This is a genomic window from Pseudomonas sp. FP603, assembly GCF_030687415.1.
Lineage (GTDB): Bacteria > Pseudomonadota > Gammaproteobacteria > Pseudomonadales > Pseudomonadaceae > Aquipseudomonas > Aquipseudomonas wuhanensis.
In genome coordinates this window covers 1049564-1072399 of record NZ_CP117431.1, presented here as the reverse complement: position 1 = coordinate 1072399, position 22836 = coordinate 1049564, and the positions used below count along the sequence as shown (strand labels likewise).

The 22836-nt window shown below is 56.6% G+C and carries 15 protein-coding genes, 2 tRNA genes, 3 rRNA genes and 1 pseudogene; 6 read left to right on the top strand and 15 right to left on the bottom strand.

The window, feature by feature from the left end:
* The first annotated feature begins 62 nt into the window (after positions 1-62).
* Together PSH65_RS05050 and PSH65_RS05045 are read left to right on the top strand one after the other, a co-directional pair.
* Positions 63-1235, top strand: a complete 1173-nt coding sequence (locus PSH65_RS05050) for a hypothetical protein (protein WP_305425180.1) — start codon at positions 63-65, stop codon at positions 1233-1235.
* A 180-nt stretch (positions 1236-1415) separates the two neighbouring features.
* Positions 1416-1940, top strand: a complete 525-nt coding sequence (locus PSH65_RS05045) for an SET domain-containing protein (protein ID WP_305425179.1) — start codon at positions 1416-1418, stop codon at positions 1938-1940.
* A 7-nt stretch (positions 1941-1947) separates the two neighbouring features.
* On the opposite strand, the gene can is transcribed toward PSH65_RS05045, so the two are convergent.
* Complete coding sequence (gene can, locus PSH65_RS05040) at positions 1948-2592, bottom strand: carbonate dehydratase (protein WP_258617122.1); 645 nt, start codon at positions 2590-2592, stop codon at positions 1948-1950.
* Positions 2593-2775: 183 nt separating this feature from the next.
* Between can and PSH65_RS05035 the strand changes: the two genes are divergently transcribed.
* Positions 2776-3180: a serine kinase/phosphatase gene (locus PSH65_RS05035; RefSeq protein ID WP_305425178.1), complete on the top strand. Its 405-nt coding sequence runs from the start codon at positions 2776-2778 to the stop codon at positions 3178-3180.
* A 123-nt stretch (positions 3181-3303) separates the two neighbouring features.
* On the opposite strand, the gene rimI is transcribed toward PSH65_RS05035, so the two are convergent.
* Together rimI and PSH65_RS05025 are read right to left on the bottom strand one after the other, a co-directional pair.
* Positions 3304-3756 (bottom strand): ribosomal protein S18-alanine N-acetyltransferase, encoded by a 453-nt coding sequence (rimI, locus tag PSH65_RS05030; protein ID WP_007896888.1) that lies wholly within the window; start codon positions 3754-3756, stop codon positions 3304-3306.
* Positions 3749-4489 carry an energy transducer TonB gene (locus PSH65_RS05025; RefSeq protein WP_305426941.1) on the bottom strand — a complete coding sequence of 247 codons (741 nt, stop codon included), beginning with the start codon at positions 4487-4489 and terminating at the stop codon, positions 3749-3751. The genes rimI and PSH65_RS05025 overlap by 8 nt, the downstream gene beginning before the upstream one ends.
* A 238-nt stretch (positions 4490-4727) precedes the next feature.
* Between PSH65_RS05025 and mksB the strand changes: the two genes are divergently transcribed.
* From mksB to mksF, 3 genes are read left to right on the top strand one after another with little or no spacing between them, the layout of a single operon-like run.
* Positions 4728-6005: an Mks condensin complex protein MksB gene (mksB, locus tag PSH65_RS05020; RefSeq protein ID WP_007939726.1), complete on the top strand. Its 1278-nt coding sequence runs from the start codon at positions 4728-4730 to the stop codon at positions 6003-6005.
* Entirely contained in the window at positions 5995-6696 is a 702-nt protein-coding gene (mksE, locus tag PSH65_RS05015) for an Mks condensin complex protein MksE (RefSeq protein WP_019582408.1), read from the top strand. The genes mksB and mksE overlap by 11 nt, the downstream gene beginning before the upstream one ends.
* Positions 6693-9533, top strand: coding sequence for an Mks condensin complex protein MksF (gene mksF, locus PSH65_RS05010; RefSeq protein ID WP_305425177.1), 2841 nt, complete (start codon positions 6693-6695; stop codon positions 9531-9533). The genes mksE and mksF overlap by 4 nt, the downstream gene beginning before the upstream one ends.
* Before the next feature lie 113 nt (positions 9534-9646).
* On the opposite strand, the pseudogene PSH65_RS05005 reads toward mksF, so the two are convergent.
* The 12 genes and pseudogenes from PSH65_RS05005 to ilvC all read right to left on the bottom strand — a co-directional run bounded on the left by PSH65_RS05005 (position 9647) and on the right by ilvC (position 22816).
* Positions 9647-11951: pseudogene (locus tag PSH65_RS05005) on the bottom strand (MlaD family protein).
* Positions 11944-12567 (bottom strand): paraquat-inducible protein A, encoded by a 624-nt coding sequence (locus tag PSH65_RS05000; protein WP_007896874.1) that lies wholly within the window; start codon positions 12565-12567, stop codon positions 11944-11946. Before PSH65_RS05000 ends, PSH65_RS05005 begins: the two are co-directional and overlap by 8 nt.
* Positions 12554-13213, bottom strand: coding sequence for a paraquat-inducible protein A (locus PSH65_RS04995; RefSeq protein WP_305425176.1), 660 nt, complete (start codon positions 13211-13213; stop codon positions 12554-12556). Before PSH65_RS04995 ends, PSH65_RS05000 begins: the two co-directional genes overlap by 14 nt.
* Before the next feature lie 149 nt (positions 13214-13362).
* A 5S ribosomal RNA gene (rrf, locus tag PSH65_RS04990) occupies positions 13363-13478 on the bottom strand.
* A 155-nt stretch (positions 13479-13633) separates the two neighbouring features.
* Positions 13634-16521, bottom strand: a 23S ribosomal RNA gene (locus PSH65_RS04985).
* Positions 16522-16754: 233 nt separating this feature from the next.
* A tRNA-Ala gene (locus PSH65_RS04980) sits at positions 16755-16830 on the bottom strand.
* Between the two features lie 30 nt (positions 16831-16860).
* Positions 16861-16937: transfer RNA gene (locus PSH65_RS04975), tRNA-Ile, on the bottom strand.
* 82 nt (positions 16938-17019) lie between these two features.
* Positions 17020-18554: ribosomal RNA gene (locus PSH65_RS04970) — 16S ribosomal RNA — on the bottom strand.
* The 16S, 23S and 5S rRNA genes sit together here with 2 tRNA genes alongside, the layout of an rRNA operon.
* Positions 18555-19098: 544 nt before the next feature.
* Entirely contained in the window at positions 19099-19719 is a 621-nt protein-coding gene (msrQ, locus tag PSH65_RS04965) for a protein-methionine-sulfoxide reductase heme-binding subunit MsrQ (protein ID WP_305425175.1), read from the bottom strand.
* The gene (gene msrP / locus PSH65_RS04960) at positions 19719-20732 is read right to left on the bottom strand and encodes a protein-methionine-sulfoxide reductase catalytic subunit MsrP (RefSeq protein ID WP_305425174.1); all 1014 of its coding nucleotides are present in this window, start codon (positions 20730-20732) and stop codon (positions 19719-19721) included. Before msrP ends, msrQ begins: the two co-directional genes overlap by 1 nt.
* Positions 20733-20795: 63 nt before the next feature.
* A complete protein-coding gene (gene pssA / locus PSH65_RS04955) occupies positions 20796-21653 on the bottom strand; it encodes a CDP-diacylglycerol--serine O-phosphatidyltransferase (protein ID WP_008006914.1) in 858 nt (285 codons plus the stop codon).
* 146 nt (positions 21654-21799) lie between these two features.
* On the bottom strand, positions 21800-22816 hold the full coding sequence (gene ilvC / locus PSH65_RS04950) for a ketol-acid reductoisomerase (protein ID WP_003185459.1): 1017 nt from the start codon (positions 22814-22816) through the stop codon (positions 21800-21802).
* Positions 22817-22836: the final 20 nt, after the last annotated feature.

The following is a 22836-nucleotide window of genomic DNA, read 5'->3' as shown; positions in this document are numbered from 1 at the left end:
ACGCCGCTGATCCAATATGGCATGCACCCCATCATCGGGACCACGCTGAAAAGGATCTGAGCATGTTAAAACTCACAGGACTCACCCTCGCAGCCCTCACCCTGAGTGCCGCCGCTCACGCCGATGTCGATCTGAATCTGGGCAGTACCGAACGAGTCACCCGGCTGTTCGCCTACCCCAACAACTGCAACGTCATCTGCTATCGCAACTGGACGCTGGAACAGACAGTCGAGCACTACCTGACCCAAAGCGTGCAACGCGATGGTTACAAAACCGCAAAAGTAGTGGTCAAAACCGACAATGAGCAGCTCTACGCCAATATCAGCGGTGTGCCCAAAGGCTATGACAAGCCATTGACCGCATTGCTCAAGGCTGGGGATTTGGCTTACAACGGTGCCAACAAGCTGAGTGCCGATGGTAAATGGACTTATAACTGGTACCTGTTCCTGCCACTGGGCATGGCGCTGGAAAACCGCAAAAGCGTCGAGTTGCTGCACTTCCCGCCGGATTACTCGCTGACCCAGGCCCAAGACTATCTGGAGTCCAAGACCACCGACCGTTGGGCCACGCTGCTGACCGCCAACGGCATCCCTGTCGACCAGACACCGGGCTATCAGACCATCATCGACATCGCACCGATTGCCGCGCCGTCCAGCGCCGGCAAGGACCTGGAAGGCGTCTATGACTACTTCAAGGATTACCAGACCACCATGGTCAAGGAAGTCAGCCAGAACGCCAGCGGCGCTGCATTGCCAATGGTTGCCTTCGGCGCACCGGTGCGTAACTGGATCAAGCAACAATACGGGCCGACTGTGGACGTGCTGGGCCTGGCAACCATCAGCCCGAGCGAGGGTGTGAAGGTTCCGGTATTGGGCTCCAATCACCCGAGCTACATCTGGTACGCCGCCGATCCCGAGGCCTACAGCGGCAGCGATGCCCAAGCCAAGGCCGATGCCGCTGGGCTGAAAGTCATGGGGCAGGATTTGAGCGCCGCGTGCTGGCAGGCGGGAATGGGCAGCAAACCGGGTACTGACCCTACCGTTCAGCTGAAAAGCTGTACTCAGACCTGGCAAGTGACCCAAAAAGAAAAAACCTGCGAGCTGTTCTACACCTCGATCCGCAACCTGACGCCCGAACAGGCCGTGGCCAAATGCGCAACAACGACGGTCAAATCTCAGCTGAAACAGCTAAAGAGTCCGTCTCTTGCGACCTCCGCACCTGCCCCGCACCTGTAAACGATGAAAGCCTTCCCCGCGTGAGCCATGGCTGACGCGGGGAAGAGCTTTCTTCGCCTGTCATATCTGACAGTAGACCGGTTGTTTTATTTACGAGAGGCTTGGGGCGTACCCATGTGCTGCAGAGCTGACAGGAAGTCAGCTGATGGAGGTCGTAGCACCCAGCTGACAAGGATTGTTATGAGAGCCCATGCCGAACAAGGAATAACCCCACCCTCATCCAATGGCATCTATCCATTTGTAGAGTTGCCCCTTCGCCTTGGATTCCCCTCCCAAGACGACTTTGAAATCATCTACAACGCGCAAGGATCGGCAACAGCTGTCACGGCGCTGCGCGAGTTCCCCCGCATCAGCCGACTCTGCAGGGTTTCCGGACATCTGTTGCCCTATCGCTGCCGACACACCCGGCAGCTGGCACCAGGCATCCACGTCTACGATCCGCGCTTCTGTGGTCTGCTGAGCCACTCCTGCGACCCCAACGTCTTTCTCGACATGAGCGAGCTGTGGTTATGGGCGCTCAAAGACATCAAAAAGGGTGATCGACTGACGATGGATTTCGCCACGACAGAAGACAAGCTGCAGCGGCAGTTCGCCTGCCGCTGCGGTTGTCCTTGCTGCCGTGGCTGGATCACCGGCTATGACGAGTCGCCCAATGCCAATGGAGAACAGTTCTTTCAACACTGGCGTCGAAGAAGTCCCGGCTGAAAGGCTTTTACAACGTCTCGACCGGACGCAAACGGTACTGCGGCGGCAACTGTTCGAAACCGCTGATGGTGGCGTTCAAGCTTTTCCAGCGTCCATCCTTGATGCCATAGATGCAACCATGGATCGACAGGCTCTGCCCACGGTGCCAGGCGTTTTGCACAATGCTGGTATGACCGACGTTGGCCACTTGCTGGATTACGTTGAGTTCACAGAGGCGGTCGACCCGCTCTTCTTCTGTGGACAACTTGGCCAGTTCGTCGCGCTTTTCATAATAGAGATCGCGAATCGAGCGCAGCCAACCGTCAATCAGGCCCAACTGACGGTCCTGCATCGAGGCGCGTACCCCCCCGCAACCGTAGTGGCCGGTGACCAGGATGTGTTTGACTTTGAGTACGTCGACCGCGTACTGGATCACCGACAAACAGTTGAGGTCGGTGTGCAATACAACGTTGGCCACGTTGCGGTGCACGAACAGATCGCCCGGCAGCATGCCGACGATTTCATTGGCCGGCACGCGGGCATCGGAGCAACCGATCCACAGGAATTCCGGCGTTTGCTGACGGGCCAGTTTGGCGAAGAAGTCAGGATCTTCTTTGGTGATCGCGTCGGCCCAGCGCTCATTGTTATCAATCAGATCTTGTAATTCGTTCATGCAATGAAACCTCAAGAATGATTTGCTGCTTTGACAGACAACCGTGTGTCGGGGTCACGCGCGAGATGCAGATACCTCCTGATGCCCTGATGCATTAAATGGCTATCCGGTGCTCCCTGCCGGTGGAATTCTCGCAAGCCCAGTGGGTCAACTGTAGTAAGGCCTACAGTATGAGGGAATGCCATGACTGATTCACGACGTCCGTTCGATGAGGCGCAACCCGAGCCCATTGACGACAACGAAGACCGCATGGGCTCAGTGCATGAGCTGAATTTCGACGAGGAAGAGCCGAGCGCCAGAATCGGCGACTTGATCCCCGAACGCGAACGTACGCAGAAGATCCCCGACCAACGCGTCCGTGAAGCCGGCATGACCGGGGGCTCGACCGATGACCATGAATCCACCGACGATGACATGAGCCCGGAAACCTTGATCCGTGAAGACGGCGCACGGGACGCCCATGAAGAGGGTGACGGCGACCAGGCGGATTGGGATTTGAGCATTGTCGATGAAGACGACATCGGCGGGGGCAATGGGCTGGATGAAGAAGAGATGGCGCGGCGCGATCCAATGGATGGCAAACGTTGATCGTTTTCGTCAGTGAGGATGCCTTCGCGGGCAAGCCTCGCTCCTTCAGGTTCTGGGTCCTTCACATCTTGTGTTCGACACAAATCCCGTAGGAGCGAGGCTTGCCCGCGAAGCTTTTAAGGCTCAATCCACTAATGTACAAGCCATGACCACGGCATCTTCGCGCCCACCCACCGCCGGGTAGTAATCCCGTCGACGTCCGATTTCATTGAACCCATACCGCTCATACAACCGAAACGCTGCCCGGTTGCTGTCGCGCACTTCCAGAAAACATTCCCGCGCCTCTGCCTTGTAGGCAATCGACATCAAATGCTCCAGCAACGTCAAACCCAGGCCTCGGCCCTGATTTTCCGGCTTGACAGTGATGTTCAGCAAATGCGCCTCGTCGAGAATGATCTGCACCACGCCATGACCGACCTGCTGCTGCCCCTCGAACATCAGCCAGATCTGATATTTGCCCAGGCCATCGAGAAAAATCCCGCGGGTCCAGGGGTGGCTGTAAGCCGCGTATTCAATTTTCAGTACAGTGTCCAGGTCCGCCTCGGTCATCGGGCGGAACGATACAGCGTCACTCATTCGATTCTTTCCAGCGCGCCATCAGCCGACGCATGGCTTGCCAGACATCAGCCTTACGCTGTGGCTCTTCCATTAGTAATTCCAGACCCGGCAGGGCCCAGACCGAACCCAGGCCTTCGACCTGAAGTTCACGGTTGAAGGATTCGGCGTTAGCCTCACCGGCAAAACGCACCGCCGGCAAGCCGATCAGCCACAGGCAGACGCAGGGTGCGTCTTCCAGACGGGCCGACAGAAAACCTTGTACGAAGTCCCGAGCTGCTTCCGGTCCTTGATCCATGGTGCCGCGAGCCAGCAGTGGCCAGCGCACCGGCTCGCCGACGATCTGCGGGCTGTCTGGCAGACCGGCGGCGCGCAGCATGTCCTTGAGCAACAGATAGGCCGGATCGCGGGTCTGGAAGCTTTCGCCTGTGGGTAACTCCACCAGCAACAGGCAACGACCCGCGCGCAGCAATTGCAGGGCGAAACGCGGTGGCGGAATGACCGGCGGCTTGACCGCGACCGGGACCTCCTCTGCTTCGACCGTGGCATTCGTGCGGGTGCTGGCCAACGATGGCCGCGGCACCTCGATTTTTACCCGCTCGGCCGGTTTGACCACGGGCTCCATCGGTGCCTCGGCCACGGGAGCCGGCGCAACCGGGGCGACGACCACTGGCTCGGGCATCTCCAGCAGTTCGGGCCGCGACGGCGCAGCAAAGGGCAATTCGGTGCGCGGCAGCCAGTTGACCACCTGCATGGCGGTCAAATAAGCGCGGCGACGGGACTCGATAAGCAAAGGTCGGCCACTTGTGGATAACTAAAGTGTGGTGATTCTACCGCCCTTCGCTCAAGATCGCCCGCGCTGTTGATCGATAGACTTCACCGATAGTCTTTCCACCTATGAAAAATGGCGACAGCCCATCCCGAGAGTGAATCGACACGGCCGCGATGCAGTACAATCGCGGCTTTTAATCGTCAACCAGCCGGCCATTCCGATGATCGAACCCAAGCGCGTCTTGCGCGCCCTCGCTGAACACTGGGCACTTCTGGAGCCACTGTGCGAGCACTTCGACCAAGGCACACTGAGCCTCAACGAACTGCGTTCACAGTTGGCCGCCCAGCAACTGGACAGCACACCGCAGGACATCACCAGCCTGCTGGACGTGTGGATTCGCCTCGACATTCTGGTTCCCGTGGCGAAAAGCCCGAACCGTTTCGAGCTCAACGCGCAGATCCATGACTTCCTCGCTTACCTGCGCCGTGAGCACCGTCTGGGCCTGTGCCTGGAAATCGAAGCCTATCTGCGCCACCTCGAACGCCTGGCCGGTTACATCCAGGACGCCTTCGACATTCGCGACGGCAACGATCTGGCGCGCCAGTTGCGCCTGCTCGACATGCGCGTGCGGGACGTGCTGAAGAAACTCGCCAACGACGAACAGGCCCTGGTGGCCGTCGCCGAACGGGCCAAGACCAGCGACCGGCAGATTCCGCTGCGCCAGCGTTATGCTGAAGTGCTGGCGACCTGGGACGAATACGTCGAACCGATGATTCAGCTGGTGAATGCCGACGGCGCCTTCGAACAAGGCGTGCGCAAGGTTGAGAACGTGTTGTTGCGCATGCTCACCGAACAGCAGCGCCTCGGCCATCTGGTCGACGACGACATGCTGCTGCGCACCCACGCGCGCATCCTCGAAATGCAGACCAGCGCCCAGTTGACCCTGCGTCACGCCCGCGAGCTGCTGCTGCCGCTGCGCGAAGAAGCACGCCGGCATAACGCCGTGACCCGTGGCGCAGCCCTGGCGTTGTCGGCCATTCGTCGTAAAGGCATCGATGCGGTGCCGCAAGCCGCGATGCCGCTGTTCACCCGCCCGCAAAGCACCTTCCTCGGCAGTGCCAGCCAGGTCGAAGCCTATGTCTACGCCCTGGCCCGTTTCGAGCCGAAACCGGCGCGTTTCCCCAAGGCCCACAAGACCCAGAAAGGCGAAGCCCCGCGCGCGCCACGCACGGTTCGGGAAATGCTCGAACGTTGCGAAGATGCCCTGCCGATGCCGGACCTGATGAGCTGGCTGCTGGAGCAGGAGCCGGACGGCGCCACCGACGAATTGCTCTACTGGTTCTCGCGCCTGTCGCGGGAAAAACGCTTCAAGCGCGAGCGTCTGGAACGCCGCGATTACCACACTCACGAGCACCAGGTCAGCCTGCGCTCCTTCGCCCTGCTCTCGGCCCGCGACACCGCCGCCGAGGATTCTGCGAGCATCCCAAATGCATCTTGATCTATCCGAACTGTCCCAGCTGGCGCCGATTTTTCGCGAGCTGTTCAAGGGCTACCACGTCAGCCGCCGCGACCCTGAGCTGTACGCCCAACTGTCGAACTTCCAGGACCAGTACCGCACGCTGTTCAAGGCGCTGGGTTTTGAACTGGTGTGTGACACCCGTGGTTTCTACTACTTCGTACCGGACCTGGCCGCGGCGGCGGTAAACAAAACGGCACAACGTCTGGCGCTGTTCACCTTCATCCTCGTCGAACACCTGGCCGACCAGGGCCGTGACCCGATCGCCGTGCTCGACGGCGGCAGCCTCGGTCGCGATGAATTGCCATCGCTGCTGGAGAAGTACCGCGACCTGTTTATTCAGGCCGAAGTGCAGACCGTCGAAGAACTCGAAGAAAAGATCATGCGCCGCATGACCCAGCTCGGTTTCGCCGGCGAAGAAAACGGTGTCTACCGCTTCCTGCCGCCGATGCACCGCTTCCTCGATGTCTGCCTGTCGGTCCAGCAAGACCGCGACCTGGCCGCCAGCCTGCACAGCGTGCTGCCGTTACCAGCGCCGGTGCTGATCGACGAAGACAGCGACGAAAAGCTGCTGCAGACCGATGACCCGCTCGACTTGAGTGACTTTGCAGAAGAAAGCGAAGAAGACGCACTGGCCCGCGCCATTGCCGAAGAACAGGAGACCGACGCATGAGCAAGGAACGCTACGGCATTCGCCGTTTTGCCCTTTTGAACACCGCCGGTTACAGCCTCGGCCTGTTCCCGCTGGAAGAACCGTTGTCGGTGTACGGCGCGAACAACCTCGGTAAATCCGCTTCGATCAACGCCTTGCAGTTCCCGATTCTGGCGCGCATGTCGGACATGAGTTTCGGCAAGTACAGCCTGGAGCAATCCCGGCGCTTCTACTTCGCCTCGGACACCAGTTACATCCTGGTGGAAGTCTCCCTGCCCCACGGCCCGCACGTGATCGGCGTGGTCGGCCGTGGCCCGGGTGGCGGTTTCGGTCACCAGTTCTTTGCCTACGCCGGCAAACTCGACCTGGCCCATTACCAGAAAGACGACACCTGCCTGCGGCAGAAAGAGCTGTTCAACAACCTCGAGCGCGAAGGTCTGAAAGCCTACGAACTCAAGCCGGATGAACTGCGTCGTTTGCTGGTCGGTGGCCACACCTCGATTCCGCTGGACCTGACGCTGATCCCGCTGCGTTCCACCAGCGAGCAGAGCCTGAAGACCTTCCGCGCTCTGTTCATCAACTTGCTGCACATGCGCGAAATCACCGCGGCCAAACTCAAACAGTTGTTCCTCGATGCTTTCGAACACAGCCTGCGTTCCGGTAGCGTCGATTACATCGCCGCGTGCGAAGAAGCGTTCCGCGATGTTCGTCGCATGGAGCAGGACTACAACTCGCTGGTCGCTGCCGGCCCGTTGGTCGAAGCCTTGGCCAACGGCGTGAAACAGCGGGACATCCTGCGCGGCAAACTGCATCGCCTGTCGCCACTGCTCGACTCCCTGCTCGGTACTTGGTCGGATTACGCCAGTGCGCGCAAGGAAGAACTGACGATTCAGGCCGAGCACTACCGCAACGAGCAGGACGCCCTGCAAAACGATCAACGCGGCGGCACTCAGGAGCTGATGCGTCTGGAGCGGGAAATCACCGGCATCCAGCGCTGGCTCGGCGAATTGTCAGTGCTCAAGCATCGCTTCGCCCTGGTCGATGACGTCAAAGTCCTCGAGCAGCAACTGCTCGCCGCCAAGGACGCGCATGACGAACTGGCCGGTGCGCTGGCCCAGTCGCGGCAGTTCAGCGCCGAAGACCTGGAAGAGCGTCTGCGGGATCTGGAAAAACGCCTCAAATCGGTGAAACAACAACTCGATCACGCCGACAACAACAGCTATGCCCGTTTGCGCGAAGAATTCTCGCAGCAGGACGTCGAGCGCCTGATGCGCCTGTTCAACAGCGCACTGTTCAGCCTGCCACTGGGGGAACACGGCATTATGCTGGACGAGGACGGTCAGTGGGTCAAATCCATGGAACTGATTCTCGATGGCTTCAAAGGCGAGCGCTTCGAAGTGCCGGGCCTGTCCATCGACATCTCGCACATCGAGCCGCCGGCCCTGCAAGCCCTGGCCGACCGCGCGGCGCTGCGCGATCAGAAAGACCGCCTGGAAAAAGAACTCAAGCAGCTGAAAACTCAAGCTGCCGTGGCGGCAGACCGCGCGGCCAGCAAGACCCAGACCGAAGCGCTGTACCAGCAAGTGCTGGATGCGCAGAAAGCTCTGGAAGACTTCCGCCGCGCGCAAACCCTGAGCGCCGAAGAAGGCGACAAGCTTGAGCAATTGGCGCAGATGGAAGCCGCCCAGGACGAGTTGAAACGCTCCAGCGATGCCTTCACCGAACGCGTCCAGCAACTGTCGGCCAAGCTGCAATTGGTCGGCCGGCAGATCGGTGACATGGAAGCCAAACAACGCACCCTCGACGATGCACTGCGTCGTCGTCAGCTGTTGCCGGCCGACCTGCCGTTCGGCACGCCGTTTATGGACCCGGTCGACGATTCCATGGACAACCTGCTGCCATTGCTCAATGACTATCAGGACAGCTGGCAAGGCCTGCTGCGGGCTGACGGGCAGATCGACGCGCTCTACGCGCAGGTTCGCCTCAAGGGCGTGGCCAAGTTCGACAGCGAAGACGATATGGAGCGTCGCCTGCAACTGCTGATCAACGCGTACGCACACCGCACCGATGAAGCCCTGACCCTCGGCAAGGCGCGCCGCGCGGCGGTTACCGACATCGCCCGGACCCTGCGCAACATCCGCAGTGACTACGACAGCCTCGAACATCAACTGGCGCTGTTCAACCGCGAGATCAACAAACGTCAGGTCTCCAACCTGCAGAGCTTCCGTATCGTGCTCGCGCCGAACAAGGAAGCGCTCAAGCACATTGACCAGATCATCCACAGCGCCGGTCAGTACGAAGAAGGCGAAACCCTCTCCGTCTTCGACCTGAGCCAAAGCGCCGAGCAGGACAACAAGAACGAAGAAGCCAAGGAATACCTGGCACGGCTGGTGGCGGCCAACCACAACCAGCTCGGACTCAAGGATCTGTTCGAACTGGCGTTCGAGATCACCAAGGTCAACGGTCAACCGGTGATCCACACCGACATCGACGGCGCGGCGTCCAACGGCACCACCATGACCATCAAGGCGCTGACCAACATGTACTTGTTATTGCACTTGATGGACCGTGACCAGGCCGGTCGCGTGCGCCTGCCGTACTACCTCGACGAGGCGGCGGATATCGACGAGAAGAACCAGGCAGCACTGCTTGAAACCAGCCTGCAACTGGGCTTCGTGCCGATTCTGGCGAGTGTGAAGCCGCAAGTCTGCGCCAGTGTCGCTATCGACCTGGAAGGCGGCAGCGGCCCGAACGGTATCTACATCGACGAGGCGGACTGGAAGTACATCCGTCGTCACGATGAAGTGAAGGCAACCGTTGTTGTACAAGCTGATGAACCGGAGCTGGATGCGGTCTGATTTGACTTAATCCAAGCCAGCAAAAAGGCCGCGATCCAATGGATCGCGGCCTTTTTTATCTTTTCATAGGAGCGAGGCTTGCCCGCGAAAGCAGCATCACAGGCACCGATCAACTACTTGCCGAGTGCTATCTTCGGCGACCAGGTCAGCCACTCATCTTCGAACTGGTCGAACAACGGGAAGGTTTGCTCGGGCCGCGCCGGGACACCCATGCGGTCGCCATCCGGCGTGGCAAAAGCAATACCGCCCTGAACCAGCGTCTCCAGCGATTCAGTGCGTATTGTCGCGCCTTTGAACAAGCCGTAGTCAAAACCAAAACCACTGGTGTTCCAGAACCGCGTACCACTGCGCACCAACGGTGCATATTTCGGTTCGATCAGTATGTGTACCAACACTCGATCAGCCGTCTGGCCCAGTTCATAGCCGGTCACCTTGCCTACCGTGATTTCGCGATAGGTGACGGGGACGCCAGTCTTCAGCGAACCCCGACGAGCAGCGCTCAACACCAGGCTCAAACCAGCCTCTTCCTTGGCGGTTTCCGGAGGATTGGTCAAGGCCTCGAAAGTCTTCTGTGGGCCGAGGTTCTTCGGCGCCGGCTGCACTTCGATGTATTGCCCGGTGACCAAAGTCTCGAGGTTCGAGGTTTTAATCAGACCGAGTTCAGGTTTGACCACCCAGAACTGACTGCCGACCCGAGCGATACGCTCCGGCACTTCTGTGATCCGCGCGGTCAGCAGTACTGATTGGAGGTCATCACTGAGGTCGACGTCCTCAATCTTGCCGACGTCCAGGCCTTTGAATCGAACCGGCGTGCCACTGCGCAGGCCATCGGCTCGATCGACCTTGATTGTCACCATAGTACCTTTTTGCGTTGCCTCATCATGGCTCGCATGCAGGCGGAAACGTGGAATACGCTTCTGCAACGGCGCTTTGGCTTCCGGGGTTTCGAAGGCGATACCACCGGCCATCAGGCTCTGCAACGATTCACTTTTGACCTGGATGCCGCCGGTCAATCCACCGGTGAGCGTAATGCCGCTGGCATTCCAGAAACGCGTCGAGGCGTTGACCAGCCCTTCGTATTCCTTCTCGATATGCACTCCGATCACCAGCTGCTTTTTGGTGCGGGAGAATTGATAGCTCTGAACCGAACCGACCTTGACCTGTTTGTAGAGAATCGGACTGCCGACTTCCAGAGAACCAAGATTGTCGGTGAACAAAACCAAGTGCAGGCCTGGCGAACGCAGATCCAGTGGCGGCGCCTTGGGCCGTGCTTCGAACTCGCGTTGCGGTGCACCGCCCTTGTCGCCAGGGCGCACGGCGATGTAGTTACCTTTGACCAGCGCTTCCAGGCCCGTAATACCGGCGAGCGAAATCGATGGTTTGACCACCCAGAACTGGGTGCCAGTGACCAGGTAATCCTCGGCCAGTGGGTCGAGAGTCAACTCCGCGGTCGCACTGGACAAGTCCGGGTCAACCTTGAGCGTTTTCAAATTGCCGACCTGGATGCCTTTGTACATCACCGGCGTGCGACCGGCCTGCAGGCCTTCGAAATCGCTGAGTTTGACCTTGACCCGAATACCCGCCGCAGCCGCATCGAAGTCCTCATAGAGACGGAATGGCAGGCTTGGATCGGTGGGCGGGCTGTCCTTGCGATTTTCCGGAGTAGCAAATGCAATACCACCGGCGACGATGCTGGCGAGGGACTCGCTACGCACTTTCACACCGGACAGGTTCGCGTCGATACTGATGCCGCTGGCATTCCAGAAACGCGTGTGTTTACGCACCAGGCTGGCGTAGGTCGGCTCGATGAACACTTTGAGTTCGACAGTGCTCTGGTCTGCGGACAGCACATAGCTTTTGATCTGACCGACCTGAATCTGCTTGTAGAACACCGGGCTGCCGCGATTCAGCGAGCCGAGGCGATCAGCCTTGATGGTCAGGTGCAGGCCGGGTTGGGCATCCGATAGCGGAGGCTCTTGGGCCAGGGCCTTGAACTTGCGGGTCGGCTCGCCTTCACCCCGGGCTGACAGCCACGTAGTTACCCGAGACCAGCGTCTCCAGGCCCGTGATACCGGCCAGGCTCACGCTAGGTTTGACCAGCCAGAACCGTGTACTGGTCTTGAGGTATTGCACCACGTCCTTGTTCATCTCAATGGTCGCGATCACTCCTTTGGAGCTGCCTTCGTCATCGAGTTTAAGGGCTTTCACCTTTCCGACCGACATGCCTTTGTAGACGACTTCGGTCTTGTTGGCCTGAATGCCTTCACCGCTTTCGAAGCGCACCTGAATCTCGATGCCCGTCTCACTGTAGGCACGCCAGCCGAGCCAGCCGCCGATGATCAAGGCAATCAGGGGCAACACCCAAATGGCTGACCAGTTCGAGGCCGGTCGGGTTTTCGCTTTAGGCAAATCAGTCATGGTCGTCGTCCGACTCCGTGTTATCCCAAATCAGTCGGGGATCGAAAGTTACTGCGGCAAGCATCGTCAGAATCACCACACTGGCGAAGGCGATGGCGCCAAGATTGGCTTCGATGCTGGCAAGCCGTCCAAAATTCACAACCGCCACCAGGATGGCGATTACAAAGATATCCAGCATCGACCAGCGGCCAATGAACTCGATAAAGCGGTACATCAGAATGCGCTGGCGTGCCGAGAGCGGCTGGCGGCGCTGCACCGAAAACAGCAGCAATGCGATACCCACCAGCTTGAACGTGGGTACCAGGATGCTGGCGATAAAAACCACGGCGGCTATTGGAATCATGCCGTGCTGAACCAGTTGAATCACACCGGACATAATGGTGCTCGGATCACCTTGGCCCAGGGAATTGACAGTCATGATCGGTAGCACATTGGCCGGGATGTAGAGAATCGCGCCCGTGATCAACAATGCCCAGGTACGCATCAGGCTGTTTGGACGGCGGGCGTGAACCAGCGCACCGCAGCGAGTGCAAACCTGCTCGTCGGTGTCGGCTTCCTGTTTATTCAACTCGTGGCATTCGGCACAAATCAGAATGCCTGCATCAATCGCCCGCATGGGCATCTTCTCCTGATAGAGCCTGCCAGATCTGGTGCGGTGACATCACTACTTCCAGCCAGACCTGAACCAACAACAAACTGATGAAGCACGCCAGACCAAGACCTACGGTGACCGCCGCCATATCGGCCAATTTGACGATCGCAACCAGTACGCCCATGAGGTAAACCTCGAGCATCCCCCAGTCCCGTAGATGGTGATAAATGCGGTAGAGCAGCAAGCCGTAGCTGCGTCCGATATCGAAGCGAATACTCAGCAACACCACCAGCTGGCAAAGCAGCTTGAGCAGCGGAATCCCCATGCTGCAAAGGAATACCACTGCCGCTACGCCTCGCATACCGGTATCGAACAGACCGACAACGCCGCTCCAGACAGTATCGTGCGACGACTGTCCGAGTAGATGGAGCTGCATGATGGGTAGAAAGTTCGCCGGGATGAACAACAACAGTGCGGCAATGACCAAGGCGAGACTGCGCTGCACGACATTGTGTCGATGGGCATACAGCTCATAACCACAGCGTACACAGATGGCTTTCTCACCATGAGCAAGCTCAGGCTTGCGCATCAGCAAGTCGCACTCATGACACGCTACCAAGTCGTCCAGCGGTAAATCTGACAGCCCTGGGGCGTCAACCGGATCCGGCATAAAGGCTCTGGCTCCAAAAAAGTTGGACCTATTCTAGTGTCCTGACTCGAAAATAACTGTGCAATTTTGTATTGCTGCCAGAGTGCTCTTTTCCTGCGGACAAAACAAAACCCCTACCTGCATACGCAGATAGGGGTTTTGGAATTTAATCTTGACGATGACCTACTCTCACATGGGGAAACCCCACACTACCATCGGCGATGCATCGTTTCACTGCTGAGTTCGGGATGGGATCAGGTGGTTCCAATGCTCTATGGTCGTCAAGAAATTCGGTAGCCAGCTCGTGTTCTCTTGCGAGGTCACGCTCCAGCGAATGGGTATGCGATAGTTTGTGTGTTTGTTTCTCGAACTTTCGGTTCGTTTCGTCTTCACACACCGCAATCTGGTGCCTCTTCAGGTCAGCAAATTGCTTGGTGTTATATGGTCAAGCCTCACGGGCAATTAGTATTGGTTAGCTCAACGCCTCACAGCGCTTACACACCCAACCTATCAACGTCGTAGTCTTCGACGGCCCTTCAGGGGACTCAAGGTCCCAGTGAGATCTCATCTTGAGGCTAGTTTCCCGCTTAGATGCTTTCAGCGGTTATCTATTCCGAACATAGCTACCCGGCAATGCCACTGGCGTGACAACCGGAACACCAGAGGTTCGTCCACTCCGGTCCTCTCGTACTAGGAGCAGCCCCTCTCAAATCTCAAACGTCCACGGCAGATAGGGACCGAACTGTCTCACGACGTTCTAAACCCAGCTCGCGTACCACTTTAAATGGCGAACAGCCATACCCTTGGGACCGGCTTCAGCCCCAGGATGTGATGAGCCGACATCGAGGTGCCAAACACCGCCGTCGATATGAACTCTTGGGCGGTATCAGCCTGTTATCCCCGGAGTACCTTTTATCCGTTGAGCGATGGCCCTTCCATACAGAACCACCGGATCACTAAGACCTACTTTCGTACCTGCTCGACGTGTCTGTCTCGCAGTCAAGCGCGCTTTTGCCTTTATACTCTACGACCGATTTCCGACCGGTCTGAGCGCACCTTCGTACTCCTCCGTTACTCTTTAGGAGGAGACCGCCCCAGTCAAACTACCCACCATACACTGTCCTCGATCCGGATAACGGACCTGAGTTAGAACCTCAAAGTTGCCAGGGTGGTATTTCAAGGTTGGCTCCACGCGAACTGGCGTCCACGCTTCAAAGCCTCCCACCTATCCTACACAAGCAAATTCAAAGTCCAGTGCAAAGCTATAGTAAAGGTTCACGGGGTCTTTCCGTCTAGCCGCGGATACACTGCATCTTCACAGCGATTTCAATTTCACTGAGTCTCGGGTGGAGACAGCGCCGCCATCGTTACGCCATTCGTGCAGGTCGGAACTTACCCGACAAGGAATTTCGCTACCTTAGGACCGTTATAGTTACGGCCGCCGTTTACCGGGGCTTCGATCAAGAGCTTCGCGTTAGCTAACCCCATCAATTAACCTTCCGGCACCGGGCAGGCGTCACACCCTATACGTCCACTTTCGTGTTTGCAGAGTGCTGTTTTTAATAAACAGTCGCAGCGGCCTGGTATCTTCGACCGGCGTGGGCTTACGCAGTAAATGCTTCACCCTCACCGGCGCACCTTCTCCCGAAGTTACGGTGCCATTTTGCCTAGTTCCTTCACCCGAGTTCTCTCAAGCGCCTTGGTATTCTCTACCCAACCACCTGTGTCGGTTTGGGGTACGGTTCCTGGTTACCTGAAGCTTAGAAGCTTTTCTTGGAAGCATGGCATCAACCACTTCGTGTTCTAAAAGAACACTCGTCATCAGCTCTCGGCCTTAGAATCCCGGATTTACCTAAGATTCCAGCCTACCACCTTAAACTTGGACAACCAACGCCAAGCTGGCCTAGCCTTCTCCGTCCCTCCATCGCAATAACCAGAAGTACAGGAATATTAACCTGTTTTCCATCGACTACGCTTTTCAGCCTCGCCTTAGGGACCGACTAACCCTGCGTCGATTAACGTTGCGCAGGAAACCTTGGTCTTTCGGCGTGGGTGTTTTTCACACCCATTGTCGTTACTCATGTCAGCATTCGCACTTCTGATACCTCCAGCAAGCTTCTCAACTCACCTTCACAGGCTTACAGAACGCTCCTCTACCGCATCACCTAAGTGATACCCGTAGCTTCGGTGTATGGTTTGAGCCCCGTTACATCTTCCGCGCAGGCCGACTCGACTAGTGAGCTATTACGCTTTCTTTAAAGGGTGGCTGCTTCTAAGCCAACCTCCTAGCTGTCTAAGCCTTCCCACATCGTTTCCCACTTAACCATAACTTTGGGACCTTAGCTGACGGTCTGGGTTGTTTCCCTTTTCACGACGGACGTTAGCACCCGCCGTGTGTCTCCCATGCTCGGCACTTGTAGGTATTCGGAGTTTGCATCGGTTTGGTAAGTCGGGATGACCCCCTAGCCGAAACAGTGCTCTACCCCCTACAGTGATACATGAGGCGCTACCTAAATAGCTTTCGAGGAGAACCAGCTATCTCCGAGCTTGATTAGCCTTTCACTCCGATCCACAGGTCATCCGCTAACTTTTCAACGGTAGTCGGTTCGGTCCTCCAGTTAGTGTTACCCAACCTTCAACCTGCCCATGGATAGATCGCCCGGTTTCGGGTCTATTCCCAGCGACTAGACGCCCTATTAAGACTCGCTTTCGCTACGCCTCCCCTATTCGGTTAAGCTCGCCACTGAAAATAAGTCGCTGACCCATTATACAAAAGGTACGCAGTCACCCAACAAGTGGGCTCCCACTGCTTGTACGCATACGGTTTCAGGATCTATTTCACTCCCCTCTCCGGGGTTCTTTTCGCCTTTCCCTCACGGTACTAGTTCACTATCGGTCAGTCAGTAGTATTTAGCCTTGGAGGATGGTCCCCCCATATTCAGACAAAGTTTCTCGTGCTCCGTCCTACTCGATTTCATGGCCAAGAGATTTTCGCGTACAGGGCTATCACCCACTATGGCCGCACTTTCCAGAGCGTTCCGCTAATCTCAAAGCCACTTAAGGGCTAGTCCCCGTTCGCTCGCCACTACTAAGGGAATCTCGGTTGATTCTTTTCCTCAGGGTACTTAGATGTTTCAGTTCCCCTGGTTCGCTTCTTAAGCCTATGTATTCAGCTTAAGATACCTAACTTATGTTAGGTGGGTTCCCCCATTCAGACATCTCCGGATCAAAGTCTGTTTGCCGACTCCCCGAAGCTTTTCGCAGGCTACCACGTCTTTCATCGCCTCTGACTGCCAAGGCATCCACCGTATGCGCTTCTTCACTTGACCATATAACCCCAAGCAATCTGGTTATACTGTGAAGACGACATTCGCCGAAAATTCGCGATTAAACTCACAAATTTTACCTTAGCCTGATCACCACCAGTGAAAGTGGCCATCAGTCTATTTCTATCACATACCCAAATTTTTAAAGAACGATCTAATCAAAGACTAGAAATCAACATTCACCATCGTCACGATGGAATGCTCATTTCTAAGCTTTCAACAAACAGAAGCAGTAGTGGTGGAGCCAAACGGGATCGAACCGTTGACCTCCTGCGTGCAAGGCAGGCGCTCTCCCAGCTGAGCTATGGCCCCGTATTTCTACAGGCGTTTCCCACACAAAATTGGTGGGTCTGGGCAGATTCGAACTGCCGACCTCACCCTTATCAGGGGTGCGCTCTAACCAACTGAGCTACAGACCCAATTTCGGGCTGCTTCTTATCGTCTTCTTCAATGAATCAAGCAATTCGTGTGGGAACTTATGGAGCAGCTGATGTCGTCGATTAAGGAGGTGATCCAGCCGCAGGTTCCCCTACGGCTACCTTGTTACGACTTCACCCCAGTCATGAATCACACCGTGGTAACCGTCCTCCCGAAGGTTAGACTAGCTACTTCTGGTGCAACCCACTCCCATGGTGTGACGGGCGGTGTGTACAAGGCCCGGGAACGTATTCACCGCGACATTCTGATTCGCGATTACTAGCGATTCCGACTTCACGCAGTCGAGTTGCAGACTGCGATCCGGACTACGATCGGTTTTATGGGATTAGCTCCACCTCGCGGCTTGGCAACCCTCTGTACCGACCATTGTAGCACGTGTGTAGCCCAGGCCGTAAGGGCCATGATGACTTGACGTCATCCCCACCTTCCTCCGGTTTGTCACCGGCAGTCTCCTTAGAGTGCCCACCATTACGTGCTGGTAACTAAGGACAAGGGTTGCGCTCGTTACGGGACTTAACCCAACATCTCACGACACGAGCTGACGACAGCCATGCAGCACCTGTCTCAATGTTCCCGAAGGCACCAATCCATCTCTGGAAAGTTCATTGGATGTCAAGGCCTGGTAAGGTTCTTCGCGTTGCTTCGAATTAAACCACATGCTCCACCGCTTGTGCGGGCCCCCGTCAATTCATTTGAGTTTTAACCTTGCGGCCGTACTCCCCAGGCGGTCAACTTAATGCGTTAGCTGCGCCACTAAGAGCTCAAGGCTCCCAACGGCTAGTTGACATCGTTTACGGCGTGGACTACCAGGGTATCTAATCCTGTTTGCTCCCCACGCTTTCGCACCTCAGTGTCAGTATCAGTCCAGGTGGTCGCCTTCGCCACTGGTGTTCCTTCCTATATCTACGCATTTCACCGCTACACAGGAAATTCCACCACCCTCTACCATACTCTAGCTCGTCAGTTTTGAATGCAGTTCCCAGGTTGAGCCCGGGGATTTCACATCCAACTTAACGAACCACCTACGCGCGCTTTACGCCCAGTAATTCCGATTAACGCTTGCACCCTCTGTATTACCGCGGCTGCTGGCACAGAGTTAGCCGGTGCTTATTCTGTCGGTAACGTCAAAACAATTACGTATTAGGTAACTGCCCTTCCTCCCAACTTAAAGTGCTTTACAATCCGAAGACCTTCTTCACACACGCGGCATGGCTGGATCAGGCTTCGCCCATTGTCCAATATTCCCCACTGGCCTCCCGTAGGAGTCTGGACCGTGTCTCAGTTCCAGTGTGACTGATCATCCTCTCAGACCAGTTACGGATCGTCGCCTTGGTGAGCCATTACCTCACCAACTAGCTAATCCGACCTAGGCTCATCTGATAGCGCAAGGCCCGAAGGTCCCCTGCTTTCTCCCGTAGGACGTATGCGGTATTAGCGTCCGTTTCCGAGCGTTATCCCCACTACCAGGCAGATTCCTAGGCATTACTCACCCGTCCGCCGCTCGCCACCAGGTACAAGTACCCGTGCTGCCGCTCGACTTGCATGTGTTAGGCCTGCCGCCAGCGTTCAATCTGAGCCATGATCAAACTCTTCAGTTCAAACATCTTTGGGTTTTTAAGAAACCCTAAACTTGGCTCAGCAATCGTTGGTTACATCTTTGATTTCTCGCGGAGTAACTTGTGATGCTGATAATCTTGTTGACTATCAGTCTGACTCCACAAGCACCCACACGAATTGCTTGATTCAGTTGTTAAAGAGCGGTTGGTTAAGATCTTTCGTCTCAACCGAGGCGCGCATTCTACAGCAGCCCCTGTTGCTGTCAAGCGGTTATTTTCAGAAGCTTTCAAAGTTTCCTTTGCAACTTCAACCACTTGCGCTTCCGATCTCTCGTTAGCGGGAGGCGAATTCTACAGCGTTACTCGCTGCTGTCAACACCTCTTTTCCTCCGCTTTCGACCGAGAAGATCGAACCGTCGATAAGGCGAAAACACACTGCCCTACCAACTCCTTCTGGCTTCGATGAACTGAAGCGTAACCACTGCCGAAAACTGCGTAACTCTTTGTTTACCAAGGAGTTTTCCGTTTCGACTGCGCCGGAAGTGGGGCGAATTATAGACTTCCAAAATCTGCCGTCAACCTCTAATTACACCTTTCTTGCAGAAGGTGCCTTTTTGGCTATTAAATGTGGAATCCGGCGGGTTACAGGCGGCAATCTCAACACCAACAACAACGCACCTATAGAAGCATAGATCGCCCACTCCTTCAGATCGGCACGCACAATCCACAACATATGCAGCAATCCAAGCCCGAGAGCCACATAGACCAACCGATGCAATTTCTTCCAGCGAGCCCCCAAACGCCGCTGACTGTAGCGATTGGAGGTAACCGCCAATGCCAACAAACAGAGAAATCCCAGCACCCCGACAATAATGTACGGCCGCTTGCGTAACTCGATACCCAGCTGCGACCAATCAAAGCCAAGGATGAACGCCGTGTAACCGCTCAAATGCAGAACCACATAAGCGAAGCACCACAACCCCAACTGCCGCCGAACTGCTATCCATCCCGGCCAACCGGTGAGCTTCTGCAATGGCGTCATGCTTAATGTAATCAGCAACAGCACAAGCGTCCCCTGCCCCAATCGATCAACCAGTACTTTGCCCGGATCTGGCCCCAGCACATCCGCCCAAGCCTGATACAACCAAAGCAGCGGCCAAATCGCTGCAGCGATGAAGACGCCAATACGCCAATACGAATATCGCATCAGTAATTCTTCCGCAGATCGAGCCCTGTATACAGAGAAGCAACTTCATCCGAGTAGCCGTTGAACATTTGCGTGTCGCGCACATTGGGCTTGAACAGACCGCTCGGCAAACGCCTTTCCCGTGCCTGGGTCCAACGCGGGTGATCGACTGTCGGGTTCACGTTCGCATAAAAGCCATACTCATCCGAGGCGATACTCTGCCAAGTGGTTTTCGGCTGTTCGCTGACCAGGCTGATCCGCACAATGGATTTAATGCTCTTGAAGCCGTACTTCCAGGGCACCACCAGCCGCAGCGGCGCACCGTTCTGATTCGGCAACTCACGCCCGTACATGCCCACAGCAAGAATCGCCAATGGATTCATCGCCTCATCCAGACGCAGCCCTTCTACATAAGGCCAGTCGATCAGGGCAAAGCCGGAACGCTGCCCGGGCATACTCTTGGGATCCTGCAAAGTTTCGAAGCGAATGAACTTGGCTTTAGAGGTTGGCTCGACTTCCTTGAGCAAAGCCGAAACAGGAAAACCGATCCACGGAATGACCATCGACCAGGCTTCCACACAGCGAAGACGATAGATGCGCTCTTCCAGTTGATAAGGCTTCATGAAGTCTTCCAGTGCATACCGCCCCGGCTTACCCACCTCCCCGTCCACCACCACGCTCCACGGTTGGGTTTTCAGCGCACCGGCGTTGGCCGCGGGATCACCTTTATCGGTACCGAACTCATAGAAGTTGTTGTAGTGGGTCGCATCCTTGAAAGGTGTGATCGCCTCGTCTTTGACGTTGACCGCCCCCCATTTGGTGGAAGGAAGCTTTTCGGCAAACCAGGACGGTGCCTTGCCAGGCTCGACATCAGGATAACGCGCAACATCGTCGGCACTCGCCCAACGCGGCAGACTGCTCACAGCCAAACCGGCAACGGCGGCACCTAATACACTGCGGCGAGAAAGGTAGAGGGATTCAGGCGTGACGTCCGATTCATGACAGTCAGACGCTTTGGGGACTTTGATCAGCATGGCAACTCCGCAGCTTTGGAGGACAGATGCACCCATAGACTGCGGAGTATGAGGGAAATTACATCACTCGGCTTTTTTGTGCCGACGAAGGCGCAGCAGATACTGCACCGGCCCGGAAGCCGCATAGGCAAGGAAAACCAGCAGCAGGATGCGCGGCGGATCACTGAACACAACGGCGAATACCAATACCACTGCGAGGATCGCGACAAAAGGAACGCGCCCTTTCAAGTCCAGTTCCTTGAAGCTGTTGTACTTGATGTTACTGACCATCAGCATGCCAGCGGCGGCAACCATTAGTGCAACCAGAAACGACATCTTGGAACCCTGGATGCCGTAATCGCTGAATGCCCAGACAATGCCCGCGACCACACCGGCCGCGGCCGGGCTGGCCAGACCAATGAAGTAGCGCTTGTCGGCGGTGCCGACCTGCGTGTTGAAGCGCGCCAGGCGCAACGCCGCCCCCGCCACATAGATGAAGGCAACCATCCAGCCGACCTTGCCCATATCGCCCAAGGCCCAGCCGAATGCCAGCAAGGCCGGCGCGACACCAAAGGCAACCATGTCCGACAGCGAGTCGTACTCGGCACCGAAGGCGCTTTGGGTATTGGTCATGCGGGCAACACGACCATCAAGGCCGTCGAGCACCATGGCGACGAAAATCGCGATCGCGGCAAACGCAAAATACTTGCTCGCGCCGATGGCATCACCGGCACTCAAGGCACTCTGGGCGCTCATCGAGTTGATGATGGAATAGAACCCTGCGAAGAGGTTCGCAGTGGTGAACAGATTCGGCAGAAGATAGATACCACGATGCCGGACTTTACGACCTTCAGCGTCATGCCCTTCTTCGATGTGTTCATCGATGGGCAGAAGGCTTTCGGCGTCAGAAGCCTGCTTTGGCTCTTCGGGACGTTCGCTCATGGACATTTACCTTGCAACGGGGTGGAAAGTTTCGACAGGTGTCTGGGACGACGGTTCGGCCACAAACAATGCAGCTTTATACCAGAACCGGCGGATCCAAACGAAAAAACGCGGCCTAGGCCGCGTTTTCCGTACAAGCTCGGGACTTAGTTCTTGGCTTTGTCGACGATCTTGTTGGCACCGATCCAAGGCATCATGGAGCGCAGTTGCTCACCGATGATTTCGATACCGTGAGCGGCGTTGTTACGACGCTTGGCGGTCATCGAAGGATAGCCGGTGGCGCCTTCGCTGATGAACATCTTGGCGTACTCGCCGTCCTGAATACGTTTCAGGGCGTTGCGCATGGCCTGACGGGATTCGGCGTTGATCACTTCCGGACCGGTCACGTACTCGCCGTACTCGGCGTTGTTGGAGATCGAGTAGTTCATGTTGGCGATACCGCCTTCGTACATGAGGTCAACGATCAGCTTCAGTTCGTGCAGGCATTCGAAGTAGGCCATTTCCGGCGCGTAGCCAGCTTCAACCAGGGTTTCGAAACCGGCTTTTACCAGCTCAACGGTACCGCCGCACAGAACGGCTTGTTCGCCGAACAGGTCGGTTTCGGTCTCGTCCTTGAAGGTGGTTTCGATGATGCCGGTACGACCGCCACCAACGCCAGCGGCGTAGGACAGTGCAACATTTTTGGCGTTGCCCGAAGCATCCTGGTAGATAGCGATCAGGTCAGGGATACCGCCGCCTTTGACGAACTCGGAACGCACGGTGTGGCCCGGAGCTTTCGGCGCGATCATGATCACGTCGAGGTCAGCACGTGGCACAACCTGGTTGTAGTGAATCGCGAAACCGTGGGAGAAGGCCAGGGTGGCGCCTTTTTTGATGTTCGGCTCGATTTCGTTCTTGTACAGGGCAGACTGGAACTCGTCCGGGGTCAGGATCATGACCAGGTCGGCAGCTGCTACAGCGGAAGCAACGTCAGTCACTTTCAGGCCGTGGGCTTCGGCCTTGGCAACAGTGGCCGAACCTTTACGCAGACCAACAGTAACGTCAACGCCGGAGTCTTTCAGGTTGCACGCTTGAGCGTGGCCTTGGGAGCCGTAACCGATGATGGCAACTTTCTTGCCCTGGATGATCGACAGGTCGCAGTCTTTATCGTAGAAAACTTTCATGAATTTCCCCTCTATATCCT

Coding starts and splice junctions, on each gene's coding strand:
- pssA (WP_008006914.1), bottom strand. CDS start 21,653: ATGAGCGAACGTCCCGAAGAGCCAAAGCAGGCTTCTGACGCCGAAAGC.
- mksE (WP_019582408.1), top strand. CDS start 5,995: ATGCATCTTGATCTATCCGAACTGTCCCAGCTGGCGCCGATTTTTCGC.
- PSH65_RS05025 (WP_305426941.1), bottom strand. CDS start 4,489: ATGCAGGTGGTCAACTGGCTGCCGCGCACCGAATTGCCCTTTGCTGCG.
- PSH65_RS05035 (WP_305425178.1), top strand. CDS start 2,776: ATGACTGATTCACGACGTCCGTTCGATGAGGCGCAACCCGAGCCCATT.
- mksF (WP_305425177.1), top strand. CDS start 6,693: ATGAGCAAGGAACGCTACGGCATTCGCCGTTTTGCCCTTTTGAACACC.
- PSH65_RS04995 (WP_305425176.1), bottom strand. CDS start 13,213: ATGCCGGATCCGGTTGACGCCCCAGGGCTGTCAGATTTACCGCTGGAC.
- msrP (WP_305425174.1), bottom strand. CDS start 20,732: ATGCTGATCAAAGTCCCCAAAGCGTCTGACTGTCATGAATCGGACGTC.
- msrQ (WP_305425175.1), bottom strand. CDS start 19,719: ATGCGATATTCGTATTGGCGTATTGGCGTCTTCATCGCTGCAGCGATT.
- PSH65_RS05050 (WP_305425180.1), top strand. CDS start 63: ATGTTAAAACTCACAGGACTCACCCTCGCAGCCCTCACCCTGAGTGCC.
- ilvC (WP_003185459.1), bottom strand. CDS start 22,816: ATGAAAGTTTTCTACGATAAAGACTGCGACCTGTCGATCATCCAGGGC.
- mksB (WP_007939726.1), top strand. CDS start 4,728: ATGATCGAACCCAAGCGCGTCTTGCGCGCCCTCGCTGAACACTGGGCA.
- rimI (WP_007896888.1), bottom strand. CDS start 3,756: ATGAGTGACGCTGTATCGTTCCGCCCGATGACCGAGGCGGACCTGGAC.
- can (WP_258617122.1), bottom strand. CDS start 2,592: ATGAACGAATTACAAGATCTGATTGATAACAATGAGCGCTGGGCCGAC.
- PSH65_RS05000 (WP_007896874.1), bottom strand. CDS start 12,567: ATGCGGGCGATTGATGCAGGCATTCTGATTTGTGCCGAATGCCACGAG.
- PSH65_RS05045 (WP_305425179.1), top strand. CDS start 1,416: ATGAGAGCCCATGCCGAACAAGGAATAACCCCACCCTCATCCAATGGC.